Consider the following 24,699-nt stretch of genomic DNA (forward strand, 5'->3'; position numbering starts at 1 on the left):
TGACCACATGACGCTACCACTCGACCAAGCCATTCAACATTACGAGGCGGCGATCGCCGCCCTTGCTCAAGCCGCTCGTCCTGTTCCAGCCGTGATCGTGCTGGAAGCGTTGAATGCTAGAGATGGCGTACAGGCAGCGCTGGCAGACGCCGATCACGTGTCTGGTGCAGCACTCCAAACCATCAGCAAGCTGGATCAACAGTTAAGAAATCATGCCAGCGAGATCGCTCCCTTCATCCAGGCGGCAGATTGGCGTGCCAGCTTTAGCCCCAAGGAAACCGCCTGGTGGTGGTGGCTAGAAGCGCCCAAACCAAAGCAGTGGAGTCAGTTCGATTGGCTCTGGACAGCGCTCTCAGTAACCTTTCTCACTATTTCACTCGGACTGGTGGGCGATATTTCCACCCGCTTTCTTAAAGGTGGCCCTGATACAGCCGGGGCGATTGCCGTCAGCACTCAAAGCATCCTCACCCTCTTAGCTGCTGGTGGAGCACTCACCAAAGCTGGACAGGAAGCCAGCAAACAGTCTCTTAAAAAGTTGAACGTCTCAGAACAGTATTGGCACGAACTCGGAACCGTTGGATCAGGCGTGTTACTGCTGGGTTTGATTGGACTCCGACAATCCTTGCCAGCCATCTCTAGCTGGTACACCGATCGAGGACGAGAAGCCTACGATCAGAAAGCTTGGGGCAGTGCCGAAGCACAATACAAGCGGGCACTGGAGCTGAATGCCGATAATACGTCCGCTCACTTCTGGTTGGGCCGACTGTACGAGGATTTGCAAAAGCCCGATGAGGCTCGAACACAATATCAGTATGCGATCGCCGACGATCCCAACGCGGTCAATAACTTAGCGCGGCTTAGCATTCTCAAGAAGGACTATCCGACCGCGATCTCCCTCCTGCAAAAGCCCCTGTCTGATGAGCAAACGGCACTCGAACCCGCAACGAAATTTGCCTTAATGAAAAACATGGGCTGGGTACGGTTAAAACAGGGCAACGCTACCGATGCCGAAACCTGGCTGGACGATGCCATCAAACTGGGACAAGCTGAAAAATTGCCCGAGAAAACCATCGCTGCCGCCCATTGTTTGCAGGCACAGGTCATTGAAGCCCAAGGCGATCCGAAAAAGCCGCTCGTGGCTCAGAAGCAAGCCCTTCCCGAATGGAAAAAGTGTGCCGGTCATGGTACAGCGACCGTCCCCGAAGAAGATGAATGGATGACCACTGCCCAGCAACGTCTGCCTAAATTGGAGGAAGGTCAGTGAAAGCAACTATATCGAAGCAGAACAGGCGTTGGGTGGCTCTCGTGATTGGGGTATTCATGGCGGTGGCGATCACCTTCACGATCCTGCCAGTCACCTTTGCCCAAGGCTCTAAGGCTGACCTGCCTCGCTCCGCCAGAATCCAGTCCATTGCTGGTAAGGGCAAAGTGCGAATCCAGCGAGATAACCCCACCCAGAGCTTTTTTGCCCGTCAGGGAACAGAACTGAACCGGGGCGATTTATTGACTCCAGACAAAGGGGTGCAGGTAACGATTGTGTGTCCCAATGGGTTGCAGCGGTCTGTGAAAGCCCTATCTGGACTCGGCAAAGTCTGTCCTATTTGGAAAACCGACGCTTCTAGAGGCACCCAATCCGCTGAGACAGTGGGTGGGTTGGATGCGTCCATCCCCTACTTAATTACCCCCCGCCACTCACTTTCGCTGAGTGCAAAACCCCTATTCCGCTGGAATGCTGTCGCGGGTGCAAGTGACTACAGTGTTGAAGTGAGCAGTCCAACGGGCATTGTCTGGCAAACGAAAACAAAGAACACTCACATTACCTATACTGGCAAACCCTTAGAACCAGGAGTAGGCTACTCTTTCGTGGTAACCACCCCTATAGGTCGCTCTTCTCGTGAAGACAAAACACCCAACGGTGAATTGGCAAAGGCGCTCGATTTCAGAGTATTGCGGTCCTCTGAAGCAGCCGAAGTTCAGACCCTCAATGCGAAACTGCTGCAAAACAAACCGATTAATGAAACAACCGCGTTGATGCTGGCGACCTACTATGGCGACTATGTTTTGCCTGCCAGTGAGATCGCGGCCTACGGACTGGCGCAAGACAATTACCAAACCTACAGCCTCAGCGCTGAGGCGATTGCAGTGCTGGAAGCCCAGCTTAAGCAAAATCAGCGATCGCCCATTCTTTACCGCACCCTCGGAGACCTCTACTGGCAAACAGGCTTAATCCAGTTGGCAGGTGATGCTTACAATAGTGCCATTGCTCAAGTGGAGTCCCCGGAGGATCTGGAAGAATGGACACTAGCTCATTACGGGTTGGGTCAGGTATACGCAACCCTCAAAGACCCTCAGCAACTGCTTTACTCTCTTTCTCAAGCCAGAGCAGGCTTTATTTTTTTGGGAAGCCGGGATCAAGCGGAACAACTCGAGCGACAAATAGAACGTCTAAGAAAAGCGACAAGTAAGTAGCTAGCCTCGTAACTATGGGGGATTTTCAAGTCAGCAGCATCATCCGAACAGAAAGTCATGGTAAGGAGTGTACCAGTTGAACCTGCTGAAAACCACGAGCCTGAAATTGATTGTAAATTAAACGACCGTTTGTTTTACGGTTGGGGTTTGTCAGGGTAAAGTAGCGTTTCAGCCCTCAAACTATGTAAAAAAACTTGTCAATAAATCTATGTATCAAAATAGGGCACGTTCAACGAGTTCTGATACAGTTGCAGCACATTAGCACTTCTGACTATGCTAATCGGGTATGAGAGAGTTTCGGCAGATGGACCAGCGGGCGCATTTGAACAGAACGTTATGGTTTCGCTTGAAAGGCTTTTTCTGCAAGGCGTTTACTAATCTCGGTCGTATCCTCAAGACCCTCTACATCTTGTGCTATCTCACTGATCCCATTTTGCGGCAGACAGTGCAGCTACAGCTTAACAAGTCGAATATGGGGTTGATGAGAGTAAGATGGTGGGCGTACTGTTGGGTGCGCTGGCTTCTCTCCAGCCTACTGAACCTGACCCGCTGGCAAACCTGGAACTGTTAGAGCGAGTGGTTGAGAAGGGGTGGTTACTCTCGACTAGCCAGCTTGCGCCGTTGTTGGGGCTGAAGTCGCTGCACGGGTCTGAGTTTTGCCGCTATGGGTTTGTGTTTACCCGTGTGGGCAGGAATGGGGCTGAGAGTGCGTGGCGGGTGGGGAAGGAAAAGTGAGTTAGGAGGGTGCGATCGCTTAGTGGGTTTTCAGTAGACAGAATAGTGCGATCGATTCACCCAAAACAGTATGTTATGCAGAATGATTCTGCCTATCTCTTCGATTGGAGTGTTATGCAGAAATCGTCTGGCTAATCATCAGTTTTGGGATGTTATACGGAAAGTTTCAGTCTATTAATAGTTGGGCAGCTTCGCATTACTGGTGGGACTGTACACCAAGGTTGCCTATCAGTCTTCAAGGTCAGGTTAGGCTAACGAAAAGGCATTTGTAATTGGAAAAAAACTTTTGGGATCTCTGTGGCTCATCTTGGTGGACTACTTTGGACACAACAAAACTGGCTTGCTCAAGCCAGTAGTTGGATTGATCGTGAGTTGCATCAACAAGGTATCAAACGAATTGGTTCAATTAAGCAGATTCGGGTTCGTCATTGGTCAACAATACTCCAAGTTCCCACAAGCATAGGCAGTATCTACTTCAAAGCAGTTGTATCAGATCTTGCCTACGAAGCAGCACTCACCCAAGTTCTATCGCATCGGTATCCTCACTGCATACCACAAGTTTTAGCGATCGCTAGGGAACAGGGTTGGCTGCTTATGCCTGATGGAGGGATGATACTTCGGGAAACTCTGAAAATTGAGGATGATATTCAACACTGGGAGAATCTCTTGCCAATCTATGCAAGGGTGCAGCAGGATTCTGCCAAATATCTCAAGGAATTTTTGGAACTGGGTGTCCCCGATCGCCGTTTAGCAGTTTTACCTGCTAGGTTTCAACAACTTCTGACGGATACCGAAATGCTAGGTCTTAATCATCCCGGTGGACTCAGTTTACTTGAATATCAATGTTTGCAGAATAAGGCTGATTTATTGGTCAAGTTATGTGAACAACTAGCGACTTTTAGCATACCAGAAACACTTCATCATGGAGACTTACATGATGGAAACGTCTTTGTTAGCGATGAACGGTACATGTTCTTTGACTGGGGCGACAGTAGTATCGCTCATCCTTTCTTCAGCTTACACAGTACCTATGGCAGTTTAGAGAGGAGATTTGATCTAGAAAAAAATTCGCTCTGGTTTAAGCAACTCAGAAAGTGCTACTTAGAGGAGTGGACTGAATATGAAACAGAAGAAAGACTAGAAGAAGCGTTTGAGCTAGCCCAACAATTGTCACCTATTCTTGCAATTTTGAGGTGGCTGCCAGTTTTATCAAGTATGGATGCAACAAATCGAAACAGATATATTGAAGCAGTTCCAGATCTGTTGAGAGAGTTTCTAAGTATGATACAAACTGATGAGGATAAACTTTGATGATTTCAACAGCAGCCCAACATAGTCCCTGAGGTGGACGGAGTCAATAAACATTATTGGAAATAGTGAAGCACTTTAAAGAAGTACGAGAGAGACCCTCTAGCAATATCAAGCTTAGGCAGCTTTGAGTTGACGATGGGTGAGCCGCAAGTTGTGCAGCCCGCAGGCAGTTTCCATCACATCATCCCCATAATAGCCAGTTCGGTTGCGAAATTTATGCACCACAATGTTGCAGCGTTTGATGCCACTGATGTGATGTTCTATTTCGACTCGTTCGCTGGAAATCTCCCGGTTATGATGTTTATCTTCGTCGCTTGACGACTGGTTTCGAGGCTTCTTCTTCGGTTGTCTAATCGTCACTCCAGGAGGGGCAAACCCTTGAAACCCTCGGTCTTGCCACAAGCTACTGCCGGGTGGAAACTGATATTGCTCGCCGTCACAAATCGCTTTGTCATGCACTCTGCCACCGTAGGTGTCACTCAGAAATACAACCTTGCCTCCACGCTCACTGATGAGAGTGTTGGTCATCGTGTGACGCTTGGTTTTGCCACTGTAATAATCCTGCTGACGTTCTGGGTCTTTCGGACGATTAATCGGACGCTGCGTGCCATCAATCATGAACTCTAAGCTGGGGCACTCCCTTAACACCGCTTCTAGCCGTGCGGGTTCTCGCTCCGGTAATTGTTTCTCATAGCCCAAGGCTTGATTCAAAATTCGGCTCAACTTGTGAATCCATTCCCATGCTTGGGTTTGTCCAATCCCAAACAAAAAACCTTGCACTATAGCTATTGCCAGGACCAATAGGACATAGACTGAGAGGTATCCCCAATCCTACGAGGGTGAGTGCATCTATGGCAAAAGCATACAGTTACGACTTGCGACAAAAGGTGATCAATGCCATCCAATTAGACGGCATGAAGCAGAGTGAAGCCGCCCAAGTGTTTCAACTCAGTCGCAACACGATCAATCTATGGCTGAAGCGACAGAAGGAAACTGGAGACTACCAAGCCAAAACAACTCGTCCCCATCGAACCACCAGCAAAATCACCGATTGGGACAAGTTTGCCAAATTTGCCAAGCAGCATGGGGGCACAACCCAAGCGCAAATGGTCGAGTTGTGGCAAGACCAACTCAGTGTTCGCACAATTTCCAGGGCGTTACACAAACTGGGCTTGAGTCGAAAAAAAAGACCTATGGCTACCTTGAACGCGATGAGCACAAACGAGCAGAGTTCCTAGAGCAGCTAGCCAAAGTGTCTTTATCCGACCGGGTGTACATCGATGAATCGGGAATGGATGAGCGAGAGGATTATGGATATGGTTGGTGTGAACCCGGTGTGCGATTTGAAGCACTCAAGTCAGGGCGACGGGGTCAACGAATCAATATGATTGCGGCTTACTGTGAGCACCAACTGAGTGCTGCTTTTACCGTGAACGGCTCTTGTAATCGAGTCGTGTTTGAAATCTGGCTAGAAACGTGTTTGCTGCCAACGCTTAAGCCTGGGAAGGTTTTGATTCTCGACAATGCCACGTTTCATCATGGGGGACGGGTTGCTCAATTGGTGGAGTCGGTAGGGTGTCGGTTGTTATATTTACCCGCTTATTCTCCAGATTTCAATCGGATTGAAAAGTGTTGGGCCTGGCTGAAAAGTCGTATTCGCAACAGCTTGTCTAGCTTTAGTTCTTTACGGCAAGCAATGGAGTCGGTCCTGAAAGATGCTGTGTCCTAACACTGTTGTCTGTAGCTATACTTGGGTGGGATACAGTCGGAAGTACACCAAAATAAATAACAGCTTGTCCGCACTGCTCGATAACTCGGCGTGTCGTCCTCCCCCATAGCGACGGGCACGAGGTCTGTTGATGTATTCCCGTTCGATGTATTCTTGCCATGCTACTTCAAAGCTTTCCAGCAATTGCTCAAATTCCGCTGACTTGAGTCCTGTGAGACTTTGTAACACGTAGGGCTTAGCGTGAACTTTGCTATAGCTCAACATCGCTTACTCCGTTCGACTTGCATTATCTTTTTCTCGTCCTATTCTATTTCCGATTAAGTCTAATAGAGAAGTCTGAACCTTTAGTTTTGGTGTATCTACTTGCTTTTGGATGCCCAACAAAATCGTCTGTAGTTGGTTAGTGAATTATTTTTATTCTCAACTTCAGATTTATTCAGTTACCTATTTCAGGCTTGCTTGATTTTTACATTTGTCTCGCAGTTGTTTTTTCTGTTGATTTCTCCATTGTTTATTTGATGTTTAACTGGTTTCATTTGTCAGGCAAGTGAGTGACTAAATTGCCAACCGTTTGACTAACGGTGATTGCTTCTGTCTCAATGCAGCAACATACTTCTCCTCATCATAGGGAGTGTTGTCCTGTCAACAGCGCCACAAAATTCTGCCCCACTTGTAAGCCAGCGATCGAATCGCTTTTTGATGACTTTTGCCCGCTTGTTTTTGCTGTTCATAGAACGCCTGTGACCAAGCCGAAAACCGTCTTGCCTGGTTGACCCATTCCACAAACGTCTGCCTCAAGAAAATCGGACAAGACCAGCGCCAGTGAACCCATCTTTTCTTCCCACTTTCCTCCTTAACCGGAGCAATCCCCACATAACTCATGAAGGCTTGTGCAGAAGTGAAACGGGAACGATCTTCTCCAAACGCCACGAGTAATCGGGGTGCTAAATGGGGACCTGCTCCTGGCAACTCGGCAAATAAGGGCGCATCCGGGAGTGCCTCAAACAAGTGGGCAATGGTGTCATTAAAGCGGGTTAGTTGTTGGATGATGACCTTCAAAAGAGCAACCAGTGCCAGTGTCAAGGCTTGCGCGGGCATGACGATCGCCTCGTCTGGTGTCAAGGGTGGACCTGCATCTTGGATTTGTTGGATGCGACGGGTGATCGCGGTGCGCCTGACCACCGTATGAGAGCGAAAGAACAAGGTCAACTGCTGTGAGGTAGCCGCTTGAGCAGATTTGACATCCGGGAACTGTTGGAGGAAGTCACAGAACAGGCGGGTGTCCTTATCCTCAAACCAATCGAGGACTTGAGGGAAATAGGACTTGAGAGAGGCAGTGATGCGATTGGTCAATCTGACCTTCTCTTGCACTAACATCCGGCGCGACTCCACCCATTGTCTGAGGGCGCGGATTTGAGGACAGCCTGTCACCCAGCGTTCTAATTTCTCGGGATGTTTTTGCATCAGCTCCACTAAGATACGGGCATCTACGGGGTCAGACTTTGCCCGTGAGGGTTGGAACGCTTTGCGGTAGTTGGCAACGGTGCGAGGGTTGATAGGGAACAGCACCAGATTGTCGTACTGACAAAGTGCATACAGCAGGGGACCTCTTTTCTGTTCCAGTCCAACGGCAATCTGCCCTGCTCCATAAAGGGTTCGCAGTTGATTTACCCAATCTAAGAGGTCTTGAGGGCGGCTACCAATTACGCTCTCCTGCCACCTGCCAGAGGCACAATCATAGAGAGCAATGTCATGTTTGCGGTCTGCCCAGTCGATGCCGATGTAAGCCGCATAGGAGTCGGTTGTCATGTTAGATAAATGCCTTGATATGAATTCAACGCAGAGCACCTGCCGTCTGCACACGCGAAAAGATTATGGAAAAGGTTGAAGCCTTGTTCCCTGAGAATTCGTTAAAGTGGGTTAGAACAAAGGTGAGAGGCGAGGCGATATGTTAGTAGTCATTGAATGACATTCGCTGCATGGTCGTCCTCTTACCCTGGTAGGTGCTCCCGCTTTTTTACTCTATGCCCTTCTGAAGTCAGTTCGAGATGAAGAACGAGGAGCGAACGATATGTTAGTAGACATGCGTGCTGTCATCCAATGCATGGTCGTCTCCTTTGCCTCTCTTCTGCTCGTCTCCCCATAAAGGCGCTGCACCGGAACGTATTAAGGTTATGGGTGAGAGGCAAAGGTTGCCTGCGTCCGGTGAGCTTTGCCGTTAGCCAGCTTTCGCAATAGGGTTATCGAGGGGTTGGGAAGCTGAAGACCCCGGTACTTCAACGGTATCGGTGAGGGGCGATCGCCCCCACAGCGAGAGGTTGCGCTCATCGAGGCGATCGCCCAAGTCTCAGGTCCCACAGCGTTAGTGTCTCAGCGATCACTCCAGTGCCATAAATATCCACTTTGCATCGGCTAGAGCGCACTCTTCCAGGCGACTAAAGGAATGAGCGACAGCACTCCATTCAAAGCAGCGATTGCCCAGCTACAGTACACTAACCACTTCCCGGTTGAACGAGCCATCCAGCGATAGCGAACCAACAGCCAAACGAAGACCCACTCCAATAAACAGCCTCCGACAGCCATGAAACCAAGATAGGTTGCCGCACGATCGCTGATGTCACCGGGATAGAGGTCAGGATTGGTAATAAAGAAACTGCAAATAGCCATCATGCCAGTGGTTAGAACCATTACAAACAGGCTCAGTAGGCTGAGGCAGAGAACCAGAATGGTTTTAACCAGGGGCGATCGCGCCGATGAAGAATCGTGAGACATGGTTGGCTAAAGAGCGAAGGCAGAACCTATCGCTAGCATAATGATCCGGCTGGAGGGGACTAGTAAAGTTGTTGATACTATATCAAAGAGATCGACAGCCGCTCAGCCGGAACGTTGGGCAGCCGTTGCGGTATCGCTACGTTACTGGGTGAGAGACTATATCTTAAAAGGCATGGTTAAGGGAGAACGCTGTGTATGTCCGAGTTCGACTTTGAAGTAACGCTGCGCGAGATCACTAAGGAAAATTTGAGTGAAATTCTTCGCCTGAAAGTAGCCCCGCACCAAGAACAATTCGTGGCATCCAACGCCGCGTCGATCGCTGAAGCACACTTTGAGCCAGAGGTTGCTTGGTTCCTCCGCGCTGTTTACGCTGGTGATATGCCGGTCGGTTTTTTGATGTTGGAAGACGACGTAGCTCAGGAGGAGTACTTTCTGTGGCGCTTCATGATAGATAAGCAGTACCAAGGGCGTGGGTATGGGCAGAGGGCGCTGGAGTTGCTCTTCGTGCATGTCAAGACGCGCCCTGGAGCGGATGCGGTCTATACAAGTTGTGTGCCAGCCGAAGGCAGTCCCGGCTCGTTCTACGAGAAGATGGGTTTTGTTTACACCGGAAAAGAAGAGGACGGCGATCTTGTGATGCGACGTGAATTGTGATCTAGAAATGGTAAGTGGGTAGCGATCCGCCCAACAATTCAAATGCAGCGGACAGAACGAACTGCTTTCTGCTTCGTTTCAAGGATCTCTATCGCCGCTGATTTGAGTCGTTAGGGCGTCACATTCGAGACGATGGAATACTTGATTCGACGGGCGGAAGTAGCGGATGCACCAGGCGCGTGTGAGGCGGTGCGGCAGTCGATCGCGGAGTTGTGCATCGAGGATCATCACGGCGATCAGGCAACGATCGCTGCCTGGCTATCGAACAAGACAATTGAGAATGTGGCGTCTTGGATCGCATCGCCAAGAAACATCGCAGCCGTTGCCCAGGCATCCATTGGCATTGTTGGCTTCGGGCTGCTAAGTCAGTCAGGCACGCTCGCCCTTTTGTACGTGTCGCCCCTGGCACGCTTCCATGGGGTCAGCAAAGGATTGATGGCGTTCCTCGAAAGCGAGGCGAGTCGCTTGGGCATTCGTGAGATCAGGCTAGAGAGTTCAGCGACCGCTCGACACTTCTACGAGGGTCGTGGCTTCTCTCCCGTCGGTGAGCCGTCGCTCGCATTCGGCACCGTCATCTCGTATCCGATGTGGAAGGGTCTTGCGCCCTAACATCCAAATGTCATAAGTTGGTATTATGGGGGCTGTTCCTAACGCTGCAATGCCATTTCCCCTTTTCTGGCAAGCAAGCTCCACCTATCGAAAGTTGGTAAAACAACAAGGTGTTGAAAGGAGTTATAGTTCTGGTGTTCTCAATCTTTGTCTCATAAGCTTCTTTCAAAGCTTGCACATACCCTGGTTTACACTTCGTGACAGATTCTCTTTTCCCCGACATCGCCCGTTATGACATCTTCTTGAATGCCCTTAAGACACGCATTCGTACTGCTCAGACGCGGGCATCACTTGCCGTCAACCAGGAATTAATTTTGCTCTACTGGCAGATTGGTCAGGAGATTCTGCAACGACAGCAAGAGGAAGGGTGGGGTGCCAAGGTAATTGATCGTTTAGCGAAAGACTTGAAACGGGAGTTTCCTGAGATGAAAGGTTTCTCCCGCTCTAACCTGAAATACATGCGGACTTTTGCTGAAGCCTACCCCGCAGGTGAAATTGGTCAGCAGCTTGCTGGCCAAATACCCTGGTTCCACAACTGTATGATCCTGGAGAAGGTCAAGGACCCGCAGATGCGGCTGTGGTATGTTCAAAAAACAATTGAAAATGGCTGGAGCCGGAACATTCTGGTCATGCAGATCGAAAGCGGGCTGCACCAGCGGCAGGGTGGAGCAGTCACCAATTTTGAGCGCACCCTGCCCCCATCGCAATCAGATTTAGCGCACCAATTAATTAAAGACCCATACGCGCTGGACTTCTTGACGTTAGGCGAAGAGGCTCAAGAGCGTGACTTGGAGCGGGGGCTGGTAGAGCATATCCGTGACTTTCTGATGGAGCTTGGCACAGGCTTTGCCTTTGTGGGCAGTCAGCACCCCCTAGAAGTCAGTGGCAAAGAGTACAGAATAGACCTGCTCTTCTATCACATCCCATTGCACCGTTATGTGGTGATTGACCTGAAGATGGGCGAATTTGAACCGCAGCACTCTGGGCAGATGAGTTTCTATGTGGCGGCGGTCGATAATCTGTTACGCACTGAGCGGGATGACCCAACGATTGGCATCATCTTGTGCAAGTCCAAAGACCGCACCATCGTTGAATACGCGCTTCAGGGCAGCCATTTACCCATTGGAGTCTCGTCCTATCAACTCCAGTCCAAACTGCCACCAGCCCTGGAAAGCAGTCTACCTTCAGCAGAGCAACTGGAAATCGTACTCAATACAGCAGCGGCATCAATGGAGGCAATTTTAGACGAGACATCACAGAGCGAGCCTCGTGATGAGGTACGACCCTCATGAAAACAACACCGAATACTCAAGATACAGTATCCAAAAAATCGCCCAACTCGCGTAAGTATGCTGACGTGCGATCGCGCGAGCATCTACTTCAGGAAGAAGTGGAGTCAATGCGCGAAGCGATTAAAAAGAACGGTGGTCGCCATGCTCATCGGAATAGCACTCTCATCCTGATAATCTATCGGCACGGGCTGCGGGTGGAAGAAACCGCTAATCTCAAGTGGGAGCAGGTTGATTTCGCATCAGGCAATATTCATGTGCGGCGGATCAAGCGGGGATCACCTTCCACGCAGCCGTTGGGTGGCAATGAGATGCGAGCACTGCGAAAGCTCCAGCGGGAATATCCAACTTCGCCCTTTGTCTTTCAGTCCAGCCGCAAGGGGCCACTGGCAAACGATACGATCGCGGGCATCGTAGAGCAAGCTGGGGCGCTGGCAGCGTTACCGTTCCCCACTCACCCGCATATGCTCCGGCATGGCACTGGTTACTATTTAGCAAACAAAGGTGTGGACACGCGGACGATCCAAGCCTATCTAGGACATCGTAATATCCAGCATACAGTTCGCTACACAGAACTAGCACCAGGGCGTTTTAAGGGCTTGTGGGATGATCAGTGACTATGTTGAGACAGCGTAAGCACCGCAGGCAATTAGGGAAAAAGCGGTCGATTGTGCCGTTGTCTCAATGCTGTGACAAGTGCTCGATTCAGTCGAGAAGCCTATCAATTCGATCAGCAGTACAGTATTCTTCTGTTATTACTGTCAAATGGCAATCTAATGGGACAGGTTATTGCCGTCTTCAATCAATCTGGAGGCGTTGGGAAAAGCACGTTAACCATGAATTTGGGCTATCACTTGGTGCAACGCAAAAAGAAAGTGCTGTTGGTTGACATGGACCCACAAGCGAGCCTAACTGCTTTTATGGGGCTGGAACCCTCTGATCTGGACAAAACGATCTATGAATCTGTGATGGCATCGGAGCCTCTACCCATTCATACCGACCTTCATGGTGTCGATCTTGTGCCTGCCAACATCAATTTAAGTGGGGCAGAGTTAGAACTGGTAGTGGCAGATATGAGAGACTATCGGCTGAAAGAAGCGTTAAGTGCTGTTGTAGACAAATACAATTTTATTTTTATTGATTGCCCTCCTAGTCTTGGCATCTTGAGCTATATCAGTCTTGTCGCAGCAACTCATGTACTGATTCCTATTCAAACGCAGTATAAAGCTCTCAAAGGAACAGAGCTTCTTCTAAGTACGATCGCTCGTGTGCGATCGCGTGCCAACAAAACATTAAGTGTTGCAGGTGTAGTGCCTACAATGCACGAAGCTAGAACTGTCCAAGGTGTGATGTCTTTGCAGTCCATTCAGGAACAGCTAGCTAAAATTGGGACTGTCTTTCCGACCATCCCTCGCTCTGTAAGCTTTGCTGATGCGTCCCAGGAACACTTACCGTTAGCACTTTACAGCCCTAAGCATCCAGCCGTGCCTTTGTTCAATCAGATTGCTCGTAGTCTAGAAAAAATGTCATGAGTGTAAGAAAGCGCACTAACCAGCCTTATCAAATCAAAGGTGTTGATGCTCTCTTTGGTGAAACAGCCCAGGCAGAAACAGAGTATCGCCATCTGGCAACGGCTGACATGGTTCCATCAGAGCAACAGCCACGCAGGTACTTCGATCCAGAGAAATTGAACCAGCTTGTTGAGTCAATCAAACAGCATGGCATTTTAGAACCGCTATTGGTGCGTCCTCTGAAACATGGCAAATATGAGATAGTTGCCGGAGAACGCCGTTATCGGGCGGCAACGATGCTTGGACTGACTGAAGTTCCTGTAGTCGTTCGGAATTTCAACGATCAAGAAGCTCTACAAGTTGCCCTGATCGAAAACCTACAACGGGAAGACCTGAATCCAATTGAGGAAACTGAGGGTATTTTAGAGTTGGTAGCACTTCGCTTGCAAAAGGATGTTGAGCACGTTATTACCTTGCTCACTCAAGCAGCCCATCCAGAACGCAATTCTGTGGATAACGTTATCCACAAAGAAGAATGGCAAGTGCTCCAGAAGATTTTTGATACGGTTGGACGCTTTACCCCTGAGAGCTTCCGTACTAATCGTCTGCCTCTGTTAAATTTGCCAACTGACATTTTGAACACTTTAAGAGAAGGGAAGATTGCTTATACCAAAGCTAGGGCAATTGCACGGGTCAAAGATGAGGCTCAACGGCATGAGTTGCTTACAACGGCTATCCAGGAGGACTTGTCGCTGGTTCAGATAAAAGAACGTATAGTAACCAGTGCCAAAATCGATAGTGCTGAAGCACCAATTGCATCTCTTAAAACTCGCTTTGAATCAGCATACAAGCGTGTCAAGAAGTCAAAGGTTTGGGATAGCCCCAAGAAGCAGAAAGCTTTGGAGAAGCTTCTGGAAACGTTAGAACAGCTTGTGGAACAAGATTAATTCAGCTTTTGAAAAGCGAGCAGAGAATACTATCCAGAAGCAATAGAACGAAAAAAAAGAGACTGTAATCCTTACCAGACAAAGGTTTTAGCCTTAGCGTTGTTTATTGTTCTATTGCTAAACATACCCGAACTTGACCTATTGCAATGGATGGAACGGCCATGACTAAAAAGTCCTATTCAATTCGACCAATGAATCGTAAAGAGCTTCAGATTGCGATCTCGTGGGCAACCGCAGAGGGATGGAATCCGGGGTTGCACGACGCTGAGTGTTTTCATACAGCCGATCCAACGGGGTTTTGGATGGGTTTATTGGGGGATGAACCGATCGCTACCATCTCAGCCGTTAAATATGGCGACTCTTTTGGATTTGTCGGATTCTATATTGTCAAACCAGAGTATCGGGGGCAAGGCTATGGGATTCAACTCTGGAATGCAGCGTTAAATACATTATCAGGTCGAAATATTGGTCTAGATGGTGTGCTAGCTCAACAGGACAATTATCAGAAATCTGGATTTCAATTCGCCTATCGTAATATTCGCTACGAGGGTGTGAGTGGTAGTAAGTCAACGAATCATTTAGGAGTCGTTGACTTATCCACCATTCCGTTTGAAATGATTGCAGTTTATGATCGATCATTTTTCCCAGGCGATCGCGCTCAGTTTCTGCGAGATTGGCTTGATCAACCTGATAGTAATGCTTTGGGTATGGTGCAAAACAACACGCTGGTAGGGTACGGAGTGATAAGGCTCTGCCACACAGGTTACAAGATCGGTCCGTTGTTTGCGGATCAGCCATCTTTGGCAGAAGCGTTGTTTGTTGCCCTCCAGTCAACGGTAGCAGCAGGTACTCCCATTTACCTGGATGTTCCTGAAATTAACGTAGTGGCTGTCAACCTGGCTGAGAAGTATGAGATGAAGAGGGTGTTTGAGACAGCTCGGATGTATACTCAAGCCTGTCCTGAGTTGCCCTACGATCGCCTGTTTGGTGTGACAACCTTTGAACTTGGATGATGAATCGCCGTCGCTTTAAAGGGTATATGGGGTTGAGGCAGATGGCAGCATCATTACCTTTCTGGAGGGCTTTCCCGACTCAGTGATTGAGCAGGCGAGGTCAGCTTTGAAGCAGCTCGCTCAGGATTTGTATGAACTGCTAGAAGGAGGGTGAATGGGTACTGCCTTCTATGCCATCACCGATGACCGACTCAAGGCGATTGGGCATACAACAACGATTCGGTTCTTTTTGGGGTCATAAGGCTCTAAACCCTTATCTAAAGCCACCTGGAAACCTGGAATGAGGTAAACTCTCGTCCAAAAGGTAGGAGCGCTAAGGTCATCAGTTTGAAGTGTTGCTTGGCGAATGGTAATCCAACGATGGTGATGGCAAGAATGATGCCCCACAGTAAGTGAGATAGAGCAATTCCCCAACCAAATAGCACAATCCAAATTAGGTTAAAAATGGTTGTCAAAAGATCATCAGCGTGAGGTTTGGCGATAACTTCTTTACCAAAAGGGGTGAAGGTGGCAATTCCCAGGTTAATTGCTTTAATGCCAAAGGGAATGCCAATGATGGTCGTGCAAATTCCTAATCCGCCAATGATGTAGCCGATACCACTCATAAATCCACCGAAAATCAGCCGATGATGTTTCCGATTAAGCTCATGCTAGATTTCCTATAAATAGGATACTTTCAAGGCAATCACTGCGATCGCACAAAAACATATAATCGGGTAAACCCCCATCTCTGCTGGGGAACTCACAGAGTTTGACAGTTCCGGGAGTCTAAGGAAGAGTCGTCGTTAACGTGAGTTCATGGGGCATAAGATACGTGATTGCAATATATCGGATACTCTGTCCTAACTTTCCCGTCTATTCTCCAAACCCAAAGGTGATGAATTCTAGTAACTCTGCGCGTTTGGGACTTATGTTTACTTCAAGTTTTCCAAATTTTTCAAAATTTGCCCGAAGTTCTTCATCAAGATTTGCCCGTGCCATCACCGCCATTATCTCGATTGAGGCGGAACTTGGATACACCAAGCGATTTATCCGGGAGATATGAGTGTGCAGAAAGTTCCATATATCTCTCGTCACTACCTCCTGGGCAGCTTTGCCCAATCCTACTACTTGATGGTCAATCCCAAACCAAACAATGTCTACAATTGATTCTTCTACCCATTGATGGAAATCTTTTGGATCACCCGGTATACCATCTGACCAGGGGTTCTCATCCTCTACCTCACCTTTATGACTGTAACCTACCCCCATCCATCCATACTTTGAGGAGCTACTATCTATCCGACCTATCCGACCCGTTTTTCTCCTATGCGTTAGATCTAAATGGATGCATTCTTTCCAGTTACCGTCAATATAGTAAGTAAAATGAGCGATTTGCCCATCTCCATAAAAAGCAGCAATAAATTCATTATTAGGATAATTGGCTCTCGCAGCTTCTAGTCTGGCGTAATTGATCGGTATGTGACTTACGGGCAGCCAAGAAGCGTTGATATAGGAAAGATCAATCGGTCGAAGGTGCGACAAAATTTCATGTATGCACATTTTGGGTTCGTTGCAATGACTATTCAAGAATAGACTGGCAACTTGGATCACACCTGATTACGTAACACTTCATAGCGCAGAGGCAAGATATTTTGTGGTAGGGGCTAATTCGCTTTGAGGGGTAATTGAAGCGTAGCTGCTATGAGGGGCAATTAGGCTGAAACCATTACAGGGCAGACGATTCAAGCTAGTCTTTTTGTACTAACAAACTTCGGTATTCCTCAAATTTGCCTCTATCAATCAACGAATTTACGCTGTTTCAGGCTTCAGATTGATCCTAATTGCCCCTGGTGACAGCCTCGCTTCAATCACCCCTATAACTGAGCCATTTTGAATCAGTTGCAGGGCATTATAATGATCGGGCGGAATTTTCCCACAATGTGAAAAATTTTCATCGATTAATCAGGTTCACTTGTGATCCGTCACCCCTCCCCACTTCAGAAAATAGGGATGCAAAAACAGGGTGTTAGTCCAAGATTAGTCCAAATGTCTGAACTGATTCTAAAAGCATTGCTCAACAAGCATTAAAGACTATTGATTAATTGCGCGATTCGCAATTAGTCTACGAGTTCATTGCGTTTCAGCCATTCGGAGGACTGGATTTAGTCCAATCAGCAAAGCTGATTATTTGAGCCAAGCTTTTTATACAGCCTATAACTAATCTATCTAAGTACAGGACAAAAGTTGTAGGGATTGCACAAAGTCGGACTCATTGGACAAGGATGGATTGAGTACCAAATGGCGCAAATAATCGAACCCTAAGCGAAACAGACTTTTGGCGCGACGACCGTGTTTTTTAATCTTAATGGGCTGCCATTGATGCAACCATAACCCGGTTCGCATCGCCCAACATAAAGCTAAAGTCAACAAGGCAAACAATTTACTCAACCGTTCATCATCGGTAAAGTGCGTCGATTCCAGACAGAACCCGCGAGTTTTGAAAATACCAAACAGCGTTTCAATTCCCCAGCGCAAGGCATAGTCTTTGACCAAATCTTGCGCCTTGAGGGGAGCAATCACCACGAGTAACTCCCCATCATCAAGTCGTAGCGCTTCAACGGCAACTGGGTAGCCCCAGACTCGGCAGGTGCCTGTGAGTTGTTGGGATTGACCGGGTTGCAGATGGGCAAAGACGACTCGCGCCGCCAGCACCCTGCCATCATGCTCAATCTGGTCACTGCTGCGAATCCGTAAGCGAAAGGCGAGGGTAGGTTCGAGTAGAAGATAGCGCACCCAGGCTTGCCCAATGAACTCGCGGTCGGCACACAAGTAGTTCACTCTAGCGGTGGGGAACCGTTTGGCAAAGGTCTCCATTAACCGCATCCGCTCGTCACTGTTGGAATTCCCCCGCTTGTCCAACAGCCACCACAGTACCGGGAAGGCAACTCCTTCATGAACTATGCCCAAAGTCAAAATGTTGTACCACTGAGTGCCAAATTTCCAGGTGGTGCGATCCAGGCTCAACACCCAGTCCTCCGGAATCTGCATCCAACTCACCACGACGCTAGCCAGTTGAGCTTCGTCGAGCGCAAACCCTCGGAAAAATCGCTGCAATCGCTTGTAGCTCGATTCGGGCAATGCCCTACCACCAAAGCCTACACACAGTTCGCTCAAGTTCACTGTCTTGACTTTCAGCAAGGCTAACAAGAACAATGCCAGAAATGAAATCCTCGCTCCGTGCCAGTTCAATTGTTCTTGGAGGACTCGCTTTAATTCGCTATATTGGCTCATAGGGTTTCTCCAGAGTGTGGTAATTCTGATGAAACCCTACCCTGCTCATCCTTTCAAGCTTTTTGTCCCGTACTGAGCTAATCTATATCTAGGTTCTGTATTTCATCACTAAGGTTTACAGATATCTTTAGCATTTTCAAGGCTTCAATAAACAAAAATGGGTTATCAACATGTTGAATATAAACACATGTTGCTACCCACAAAAAATCCTTTTTGAATTCTGGTTTGAATTCGATCTGAAATGCGTCATCTTCAGAACTAAGGTGAAACTTAACTTCCTTGATTTTGATCATAGGGACGTCAAGTTTTTTATCAGCAATCCTAAGATAATCCTTGTGAACTACAAATCGACCAAAGATAAATTCTTTGCCGTCTTGAATGTCTGACTTTATTTTTGCCCAAAGCTTAGGTTCGGTATTAGTTCTAATTGCCTTCACAAGCTTTCTGGACAAAGAAGAAAAGTCCTCTTCTCGATCGTAATCTCCGTACTTGTTACCACTACCGTTTTTTGTAAAGTATCTATAGCGTAATAAATAGCTAAAATCAACCGGATTTCCCAAGACATAAGAAGCAGAGGAACCGCAAAGTATTTTAATCGAGATTATATCTTCATAGCGATAAGCTATTACCTTGTCTGATCTTAAAAATCTAGGTTGTATGATCAGAAATCCTTGCTCATAAATAAAAATTTCCTGTGATGGGTATAGTCCAACCCTTGGAACCTTATCAGTTTGAATTTTTCTGCCAAGATGTAAATCCAAGAGAACTTTGTCTATGCTCTTATTCAATTTCATATTAATTTCAAGTTGAATGCAGCATCTTTCAGTGGGTAATGCCCTGAAGGAAAGGTTTTTCCACGATGAAAACCTCTTGAGATTCAGAGGCTTATCATATCCCTCAGGGCGCTACCTTTCAGTGAAATTGGTTTTGCAGTCTAACGGTACCCATCACCCACCGCAGATAACCTTTGAATTCCAACAAATAACTTCTCGGCGGTCGGTGTGCATGGACGTTGTTAGACTGCGATCGCTGATTAGTTTTTGAATGTAAAGGTTAATTCTTGAATATAAAATTGTGAAGCAAATCAACCATACGTTCCTGTACCGCTTCGTCTAATCCAGGATACAGCTTGATTACTTTATCCTGGACTCGCAACTCGATTGAACGCCAATAGACAGGTGGAGGATCATCATTGGCTTCTGTCACAGATTCCACAGCGACGATGCTGTCTAGCTTGTAGAGAATTACCTTTGGGGGACGATACGGGAAAATGGCAGGGGTAGAGCATGTTAGAATCCCTGCCTGTTTATCAAAGGTATAGGTCGGATAACGTCCACCCCCATATACTCTGACCAGTAACAAACCCACAAATGGCAGTGCTGCTGTAATGCTCCCTAATGTGAGAGCTAATCTAATAGAAGAACCGGGAAACAAAAAGACCACTAGAGTACAGACAGCAAACGTAATCAGCGGTTGAATAATCAAATTATTTGCGCTAGGAATTAGTCCATAGCCATACACCATAGCCCCATCCAAGAGGATTAACCTCAATGCTGAATGCTCCAGCACTTTCATGGATGGATTTAGAGTGTGATTATTCTTCATAACACAGGAATGCCATAAAGCATCTTGATCTTTCTGTAGATACCTCAGTCTTAAGCTTTAGGGAGGCGATCGCCACACATTCATCTGCATCAGCGGCAGTATCTCAGGCTCTCTTTCAGACCAAATTATCATGCTAAAGCAGTCTAACTATTAATAGACTGAAACTTTCTGTATAACATCCCAAAACTGATGATTAGCCAGACGATTTCTGCATAACACTCCAATCGAAGAGATAGGCAGAATCATTCTGCATAACATACTGTTTTGGGTGAATCGATCGCACTATTCTGTCTACTGAAAACCCACTAAGCGATCGCACCCTCCTAACTCACTTTTCCTTTCCCCACCCGCCACGCACTCTCAGCCCCATTCCTGCTCACCCTGGTAAACACAAACCCATAGCGGCAAAACTCAGCCCCAACAAAGGCGCAAGCTGACTCGTAGACAATACCCACCCCTTCTCAGCCACCCGATCAAACAGTTCTAGGTTTGCCAGCGGGTCAGGTTGAGTAGACTGGAGAGAAGCCAGCGCACCCAACAGTACGCCCACCATCTTACTCTCGTCACCCCTAGTAATGTCCTGCATCTTATGAGACGGTTTCTAGGTGTCCTGTGAGACACGCAGCAGATCCGTATAGCCATTACTCGGAATGTATTAAAGTCAGGTTCAGAATCTGAACTATTGCGTTGAAGGCAATTAGTCTACGAGTTTCTAGTACTTCCAGCCATTTAGAACAGTGGATTTAGTCCAATCAGTTTTGCTGATTAATTGCCGTAGCCTTTTGGGCGATCGCGTCAATGATTAAGCGGTTAGTTGGGTACTAACGGCATTTAAAGGAGCAAGTCCGATAAATAATCTAGAGTTCAAGTGGTATGTCTCATTGAGACTAAAAAGTGCTTTTTGAAACATCTTCCAGTAAAGACTTTCATCCTAATGGTACTTTCTGTTCCATTCCTCCTCAACCCCTCTCAATGCCCCACGTCTCAGGCGACAGTAGCTCATGGCTGGTGTCATTGATATGGGTAAATTCTTGGTTCTTCGCCTGTATGGAAGAGAATTCACGGATTTGTTTAAGTAGAAGTACTATTTGTTACATTGAGCGCGGGTGTTTAACTAGCATTGGTAATATCCCAATGAACGGCTATATGCCGAAAAACACAATGATCAGAGGCGTTGCAGCAGCGATCGCGCTATCATCCATCTCCCTGTTCGCCAGCACACCTGCTCAGGCTGAACAGTGGTATTTCTGGGTCCAAAATAGCTCCGAGGTTAACATCCAGAAGCTTCTGGTTTCTGAAAACAAACGTCAGTGGTTTGAGGTTGGAGATGGCCTTAACTCTGGTGAAAAGAACAAGCTGGTTTGGGATGAGTCAACCAATAGTGAAGGTTGCACACAGTGGATCAAAGCCCAATTCAGTAACGGCGAGGAAAGCCCACCGTCAAAAATCAATTTCTGCGAAAACTTAGACGATCCCATTGTTTTTGAATAACTGAACTAGAAAGTTCGACGTTGCAGAATAGGAGTATGAGTCACAACCTCCGGCTTTGCCGGAGGCTTGAAGGTGTAAAGGTAGCGAAGCTGCATCCAAGTGCCACGCAATCGCTGTAATGCTTCAGTATCAACGAATCCAGCAAAAAAACTCGAAATTTGAAACTTGCCCATAAATGATGGCTGGGTTGCTCAGGAATTTAACAGTAGAATCAGCCTTTCACGCTTTTTCGCGTAAAAACTTGCCGGTAAATAGGTATTTCTTGGGATGTCTTAGCTAAATCATAGAAAATGGCGATCTTAGGAGAGCAAAAAGATGAAGTACTGGATATTGGGTGCGGTAGCTGGCATCGGCTTACTGCTGGTACCCGTAAAAGTACCTTGCGGCAGTCCAGGAGCCACCTGCGCCATGCCGCCTCTCCCTGGAGGTACGACTCCCAGATACTATTATGAGTACGAGCCGTTGGGTGTGCTGTGGTTGGAACTGCTGACGCAAGCAAATTTGCCATTTTATTATGCCAGCGGCACTGAGAACGGGTAGCACATCGATCGTCAAACGAGGCATCCATCTTGATAGCAGATTATGTTGAAGCCGGACATCCAATTTACTACTAGCCCTGTAGAGCTTGAATAGTTGCGAAACGAGCAATGAGTCAACGATGAGACCGGGCTTTTGAATCCTTAAAACCCGCAAGATTACGCTTGCAGCATAAGATTCTGGAGTTGAATCAGTCCAGAAAAAGTCCAACCCATCTGTAGTATGGGTTTTCCATCTTCAGTAGAACTTATCAACGATGAGATCGGGCTTTGGAGTCCTTAAAGCCTGCAAGATGGACCAGCGGGGGCATTTGAACAGAAACCTACGGTTCTGGTTGGAGATCTTATTCCACAAAGCTTTCACCGCCCGTAAAGGCAACTCCTAGAAAAACGTTCGTTTTCTTTGTGACGAACTTTTAGCCGCAATTGGACCTTGATAGGCGCAAAAAAACTCATCCAGAAATCAAAATCAAGTTAAGTGGGCAGCCGCAAGTTTCTTGACAAGTCAAAACCGTAGGTTTTTCGTAAATGCCCCTGCTGGTCCGATTAGGGAGAGATCTACGCAAGGTCAAATTGCATCGGTTCAAGCAGCGGTGGGGTAGCCGTTTCAAATAGGGGTCGCCACAACAACAGTGGGTGGAGTATTTGAAGTGATGAATTTGGAATTTTGAAATAACTCATGCCGCGAAACCAAAGGGGGGCAACCCAACGACAGAGCTTAGCCGCCCCGACCGCTGTCCCGTGCAGCTTGAATCAAGGGACGATAGACACCAGTTGGATGGAGTCTGTGGGAGGTTAGATCACTTGAACAATCGTTAACTTGTTTTTATGCTGGGAATACTAGTGGGAATTTAGGCACACTTTCCTATCTGCTTCCTTCACTGAAATTATTAACTAATGCACTCTTTACCCAGTCACCGTTCCAAGTCGATGGGTTTTGCCAACGATGCAGCCTGTCAAGAGGCAGGAGCAACTTCTTTGATGTGGTTAAACCGAGTAATCAACACGATTCCCCAAGCAGTGTACTGGAAAGATCAAAACAATCAATTTTTAGGATGCAACCAGGCATTTGCCCACGCGGCGGGTTTGACCGATCCAGACGCAATTTTAGGCAAGTCAGCAGTGGAATTACCAGACGACATGCAGTCACAGCTATTGAGCGATCGCGATCGCGTCGTCCTGCAAACGAACCAGCCTGAGCACCACACCTTAGACCTGACAGATACCCGGAAGTGTCCGACTTGGGTTAACATTCAAAAATTGCCTCTACAGGATGATTACGGTAGCGCGATCGGCGTGGTCTGCACGATTGAAGATATTACCTGTGCGAAACAAGCCGAACTACAACTACAACAGTCAGAAGCAGGCATTTTGGTGGCACCTGCTATTACTGAAACCCAAGAGTCTGACCATCAGCTAAGAGATTCAAAGACTTTTCTAAGTCATGTTTTAAATGGAGTAGATGATCCCATCTTTGTCAAAGATCGCGATCATCGTTGGGTGTTGATGAATGATTCATTTTGCCGATTTTTAGGTCGAGATCGCGCTGAGTTACTCAACAAAACTGACTATGATTTTTTTCCAAAAGCAGAAGCCGACCTGTTTTGGCAAAAAGATGAATGGCTTTTTATTAGCGGCAACACCGATGAAAATGAAAATTCTTTCACAGGTAACGATGGCAAAACCGTTACCATTTCCACCAAAAAATCTCCTTTTACCGATCAAAACAACCATCAATTTTTGGTTGGCACCATTCGAGATATTACCGATCGCAAGCAAACAGAATTTGCTTTAGAGGATTTAAATGAAGCATGGGAGGCTCGTGTGGAAGTCCGTACTGCTGCTTTGCGAGAAAGTGAAGCCCGCCTCAGAACATTGATGGCGAACCTACCGGTTGGAGTATGGGCAACTGATGCGACTGCTCGCTATATCGTTCAAAATCCTACGTCGTTTGAGCAATGGGGCGATTTGATTGGAAAACAGCCTCAAGACCTAGACTTGCCATCAGAAGTGATTGACACTTGGTTGGAAGAGCAGCGTCGCATTTTGGCTGGCGAAATTATCCGTAAAGAAGATTGCCATCGGCATGATGGTCATGTCTGGTTCTACTCTACGATTTTGGCTCCGATTTGGGATGGCGATCTCATCATCGGGTTACTAGGAGTATCCACTGATATCACGGAGCAAAAACGGACGGAAGCCGCCTTACGAGAAAATGAAGATACGCTTAGAGGCATTTTGCAAAACATGCCGGTGATGATGGATGCGTTTGATGAAAATGGCACTATCATCACCTGGAACAGTGAATGTGAAAGGGTTACCGGGTATAGCGCCAATGAGGTTATTGGCAACCCCAATGTGATTGAGTTGCTCTATCCTGACCCGGTTTATCGAGATGAGATGATGCAAATATGGGCGCAACTTGGCGACAACTATCGCAATTGGGAATGGAAGATTTGGTGTAAGGATGGCACGGTTAAGACGGTGTTATGGTCGAATCTATCGGGGCAGTTTCCGGTTCCGGGTTGGGCGAGTTGGGGCATCGCCATTGATATTAGCGATCGCAAACAAGCCGAGCTTCAGCTCCAAGCTTCTGAAAACTGCTTGAGGCAACAGGCACAAGAATTAACCGATACTTTAAAGGAATTACAGCGCACCCAATCTCAACTGGTGCAAAGCGAGAAAATGTCGAGCCTGGGACAATTGGTGGCAGGCGTTGCCCACGAAATCAACAATCCAGTCAATTTTATCTATG

General features: G+C 47.4%; 27 protein-coding genes and 1 pseudogene. 16 read left to right on the forward strand and 12 right to left on the reverse strand.

The window, feature by feature from the left end; genetic code table 11:
• Positions 1 to 7: 7 nt before the first annotated feature.
• From JOY44_RS30120 to JOY44_RS30140, 5 genes are all read left to right on the forward strand, one after another.
• Positions 8 to 1,264, forward strand: coding sequence for a tetratricopeptide repeat protein (locus JOY44_RS30120; RefSeq protein WP_171577046.1), 1,257 nt, complete (start codon positions 8 to 10; stop codon positions 1,262 to 1,264).
• Positions 1,261 to 2,469, forward strand: a complete 1,209-nt coding sequence (locus tag JOY44_RS30125) for a hypothetical protein (protein WP_171577047.1) — start codon at positions 1,261 to 1,263, stop codon at positions 2,467 to 2,469. The genes JOY44_RS30120 and JOY44_RS30125 overlap by 4 nt, the downstream gene beginning before the upstream one ends.
• Before the next feature lie 304 nt (positions 2,470 to 2,773).
• A complete protein-coding gene (locus JOY44_RS33195; protein WP_203032234.1) occupies positions 2,774 to 3,040 on the forward strand; it encodes a Tn3 family transposase in 267 nt (88 codons plus the stop codon).
• Positions 2,962 to 3,204: a hypothetical protein gene (locus JOY44_RS30135; protein WP_171577008.1), complete on the forward strand. Its 243-nt coding sequence runs from the start codon at positions 2,962 to 2,964 to the stop codon at positions 3,202 to 3,204. Before JOY44_RS33195 ends, JOY44_RS30135 begins: the two co-directional genes overlap by 79 nt.
• A 297-nt stretch (positions 3,205 to 3,501) precedes the next feature.
• The gene (locus JOY44_RS30140) at positions 3,502 to 4,515 is read left to right on the forward strand and encodes a phosphotransferase (protein ID WP_171577049.1); all 1,014 of its coding nucleotides are present in this window, start codon (positions 3,502 to 3,504) and stop codon (positions 4,513 to 4,515) included.
• Between the two features lie 114 nt (positions 4,516 to 4,629).
• Here the strand turns inward: JOY44_RS30140 and JOY44_RS30145 are convergent, their stop codons facing one another.
• A complete protein-coding gene (locus JOY44_RS30145; RefSeq protein WP_171577050.1) occupies positions 4,630 to 5,295 on the reverse strand; it encodes a transposase family protein in 666 nt (221 codons plus the stop codon).
• A gap of 71 nt (positions 5,296 to 5,366) precedes the next feature.
• Here JOY44_RS30145 and JOY44_RS30150 point away from each other — a divergent pair.
• Positions 5,367 to 6,244 (forward strand): IS630 family transposase gene (locus JOY44_RS30150; protein ID WP_242541956.1). Its coding sequence is split into 2 segments (ribosomal slippage): positions 5,367 to 5,696 and positions 5,699 to 6,244, totalling 876 coding nucleotides; the frame shifts between segments, so codons are not numbered across the junction.
• 15 nt (positions 6,245 to 6,259) lie between these two features.
• Here the strand turns inward: JOY44_RS30150 and JOY44_RS30155 are convergent.
• The 4 genes from JOY44_RS30155 to JOY44_RS30170 form a co-directional block, all read right to left on the reverse strand.
• Entirely contained in the window at positions 6,260 to 6,508 is a 249-nt protein-coding gene (locus tag JOY44_RS30155; RefSeq protein ID WP_171577051.1) for a hypothetical protein, read from the reverse strand.
• 378 nt (positions 6,509 to 6,886) lie between these two features.
• Positions 6,887 to 8,053, reverse strand: coding sequence for an IS110 family transposase (locus tag JOY44_RS30160; protein WP_242541957.1), 1,167 nt, complete (start codon positions 8,051 to 8,053; stop codon positions 6,887 to 6,889).
• A 363-nt stretch (positions 8,054 to 8,416) separates the two neighbouring features.
• Positions 8,417 to 8,602, reverse strand: coding sequence for a hypothetical protein (locus tag JOY44_RS30165; RefSeq protein ID WP_171577052.1), 186 nt, complete (start codon positions 8,600 to 8,602; stop codon positions 8,417 to 8,419).
• Positions 8,603 to 8,656: 54 nt separating this feature from the next.
• A complete protein-coding gene (locus JOY44_RS30170) occupies positions 8,657 to 9,016 on the reverse strand; it encodes a hypothetical protein (protein WP_171577053.1) in 360 nt (119 codons plus the stop codon).
• A 195-nt stretch (positions 9,017 to 9,211) separates the two neighbouring features.
• Here JOY44_RS30170 and JOY44_RS30175 point away from each other — a divergent pair, with 195 nt between their 5' ends.
• From JOY44_RS30175 to JOY44_RS30205, 7 genes are all read left to right on the forward strand, one after another.
• The gene (locus tag JOY44_RS30175; protein WP_171577054.1) at positions 9,212 to 9,670 is read left to right on the forward strand and encodes a GNAT family N-acetyltransferase; all 459 of its coding nucleotides are present in this window, start codon (positions 9,212 to 9,214) and stop codon (positions 9,668 to 9,670) included.
• A gap of 132 nt (positions 9,671 to 9,802) precedes the next feature.
• Positions 9,803 to 10,279: a GNAT family N-acetyltransferase gene (locus tag JOY44_RS30180; RefSeq protein WP_171577055.1), complete on the forward strand. Its 477-nt coding sequence runs from the start codon at positions 9,803 to 9,805 to the stop codon at positions 10,277 to 10,279.
• Positions 10,280 to 10,476: 197 nt separating this feature from the next.
• Positions 10,477 to 11,571 carry a PDDEXK nuclease domain-containing protein gene (locus JOY44_RS30185; protein ID WP_171577056.1) on the forward strand — a complete coding sequence of 365 codons (1,095 nt, stop codon included), beginning with the start codon at positions 10,477 to 10,479 and terminating at the stop codon, positions 11,569 to 11,571.
• The gene (locus tag JOY44_RS30190; RefSeq protein ID WP_171577057.1) at positions 11,568 to 12,185 is read left to right on the forward strand and encodes a tyrosine-type recombinase/integrase; all 618 of its coding nucleotides are present in this window, start codon (positions 11,568 to 11,570) and stop codon (positions 12,183 to 12,185) included. Before JOY44_RS30185 ends, JOY44_RS30190 begins: the two co-directional genes overlap by 4 nt.
• Positions 12,186 to 12,344: 159 nt before the next feature.
• Positions 12,345 to 13,100, forward strand: a complete 756-nt coding sequence (locus tag JOY44_RS30195; protein ID WP_171577116.1) for a ParA family protein — start codon at positions 12,345 to 12,347, stop codon at positions 13,098 to 13,100.
• On the forward strand, positions 13,097 to 14,026 hold the full coding sequence (locus JOY44_RS30200; RefSeq protein WP_171577058.1) for a ParB/RepB/Spo0J family partition protein: 930 nt from the start codon (positions 13,097 to 13,099) through the stop codon (positions 14,024 to 14,026). The genes JOY44_RS30195 and JOY44_RS30200 overlap by 4 nt, the downstream gene beginning before the upstream one ends.
• Positions 14,027 to 14,187: 161 nt before the next feature.
• Complete coding sequence (locus tag JOY44_RS30205; RefSeq protein WP_171577117.1) at positions 14,188 to 15,039, forward strand: GNAT family N-acetyltransferase; 852 nt, start codon at positions 14,188 to 14,190, stop codon at positions 15,037 to 15,039.
• Positions 15,040 to 15,296: 257 nt separating this feature from the next.
• Here the strand turns inward: JOY44_RS30205 and JOY44_RS30210 are convergent.
• The 6 genes and pseudogenes from JOY44_RS30210 to JOY44_RS30235 all read right to left on the reverse strand — a co-directional run bounded on the left by JOY44_RS30210 (position 15,297) and on the right by JOY44_RS30235 (position 20,470).
• Positions 15,297 to 15,688: pseudogene (locus JOY44_RS30210) on the reverse strand (YccF domain-containing protein).
• Positions 15,689 to 15,894: 206 nt separating this feature from the next.
• Positions 15,895 to 16,563, reverse strand: a complete 669-nt coding sequence (locus JOY44_RS30215; protein ID WP_171577059.1) for a hypothetical protein — start codon at positions 16,561 to 16,563, stop codon at positions 15,895 to 15,897.
• A 684-nt stretch (positions 16,564 to 17,247) separates the two neighbouring features.
• Positions 17,248 to 18,312, reverse strand: coding sequence for an IS4 family transposase (locus JOY44_RS30220; RefSeq protein WP_171573521.1), 1,065 nt, complete (start codon positions 18,310 to 18,312; stop codon positions 17,248 to 17,250).
• Positions 18,313 to 18,389: 77 nt separating this feature from the next.
• On the reverse strand, positions 18,390 to 19,106 hold the full coding sequence (locus tag JOY44_RS30225) for a hypothetical protein (RefSeq protein WP_171577060.1): 717 nt from the start codon (positions 19,104 to 19,106) through the stop codon (positions 18,390 to 18,392).
• Positions 19,107 to 19,365: 259 nt separating this feature from the next.
• On the reverse strand, positions 19,366 to 19,917 hold the full coding sequence (locus JOY44_RS30230; protein ID WP_171577061.1) for a hypothetical protein: 552 nt from the start codon (positions 19,915 to 19,917) through the stop codon (positions 19,366 to 19,368).
• A 376-nt stretch (positions 19,918 to 20,293) separates the two neighbouring features.
• Complete coding sequence (locus JOY44_RS30235; RefSeq protein WP_203032237.1) at positions 20,294 to 20,470, reverse strand: hypothetical protein; 177 nt, start codon at positions 20,468 to 20,470, stop codon at positions 20,294 to 20,296.
• Positions 20,471 to 20,811: 341 nt separating this feature from the next.
• Here JOY44_RS30235 and JOY44_RS32000 point away from each other — a divergent pair, with 341 nt between their 5' ends.
• Complete coding sequence (locus tag JOY44_RS32000) at positions 20,812 to 21,408, forward strand: hypothetical protein (RefSeq protein WP_242541958.1); 597 nt, start codon at positions 20,812 to 20,814, stop codon at positions 21,406 to 21,408.
• 5 nt (positions 21,409 to 21,413) lie between these two features.
• On the opposite strand, the gene JOY44_RS30245 is transcribed toward JOY44_RS32000, so the two are convergent.
• The gene (locus JOY44_RS30245) at positions 21,414 to 21,581 is read right to left on the reverse strand and encodes a hypothetical protein (RefSeq protein WP_171577063.1); all 168 of its coding nucleotides are present in this window, start codon (positions 21,579 to 21,581) and stop codon (positions 21,414 to 21,416) included.
• Between the two features lie 142 nt (positions 21,582 to 21,723).
• Here JOY44_RS30245 and JOY44_RS30250 point away from each other — a divergent pair, with 142 nt between their 5' ends.
• Both JOY44_RS30250 and JOY44_RS30255 read left to right on the forward strand, forming a co-directional pair.
• Positions 21,724 to 21,948, forward strand: coding sequence for a hypothetical protein (locus JOY44_RS30250; RefSeq protein ID WP_171577064.1), 225 nt, complete (start codon positions 21,724 to 21,726; stop codon positions 21,946 to 21,948).
• A gap of 893 nt (positions 21,949 to 22,841) precedes the next feature.
• A partial coding sequence (locus JOY44_RS30255; RefSeq protein WP_171577065.1) for a PAS domain-containing sensor histidine kinase occupies positions 22,842 to 24,699 on the forward strand: 1,858 nt, incomplete at its 3' end.

The organism is Leptolyngbya sp. Cla-17, assembly GCF_016807185.1.
In the GTDB taxonomy this organism is placed as follows: Bacteria; Cyanobacteriota; Cyanobacteriia; order Leptolyngbyales; family Leptolyngbyaceae; genus ULC077BIN1.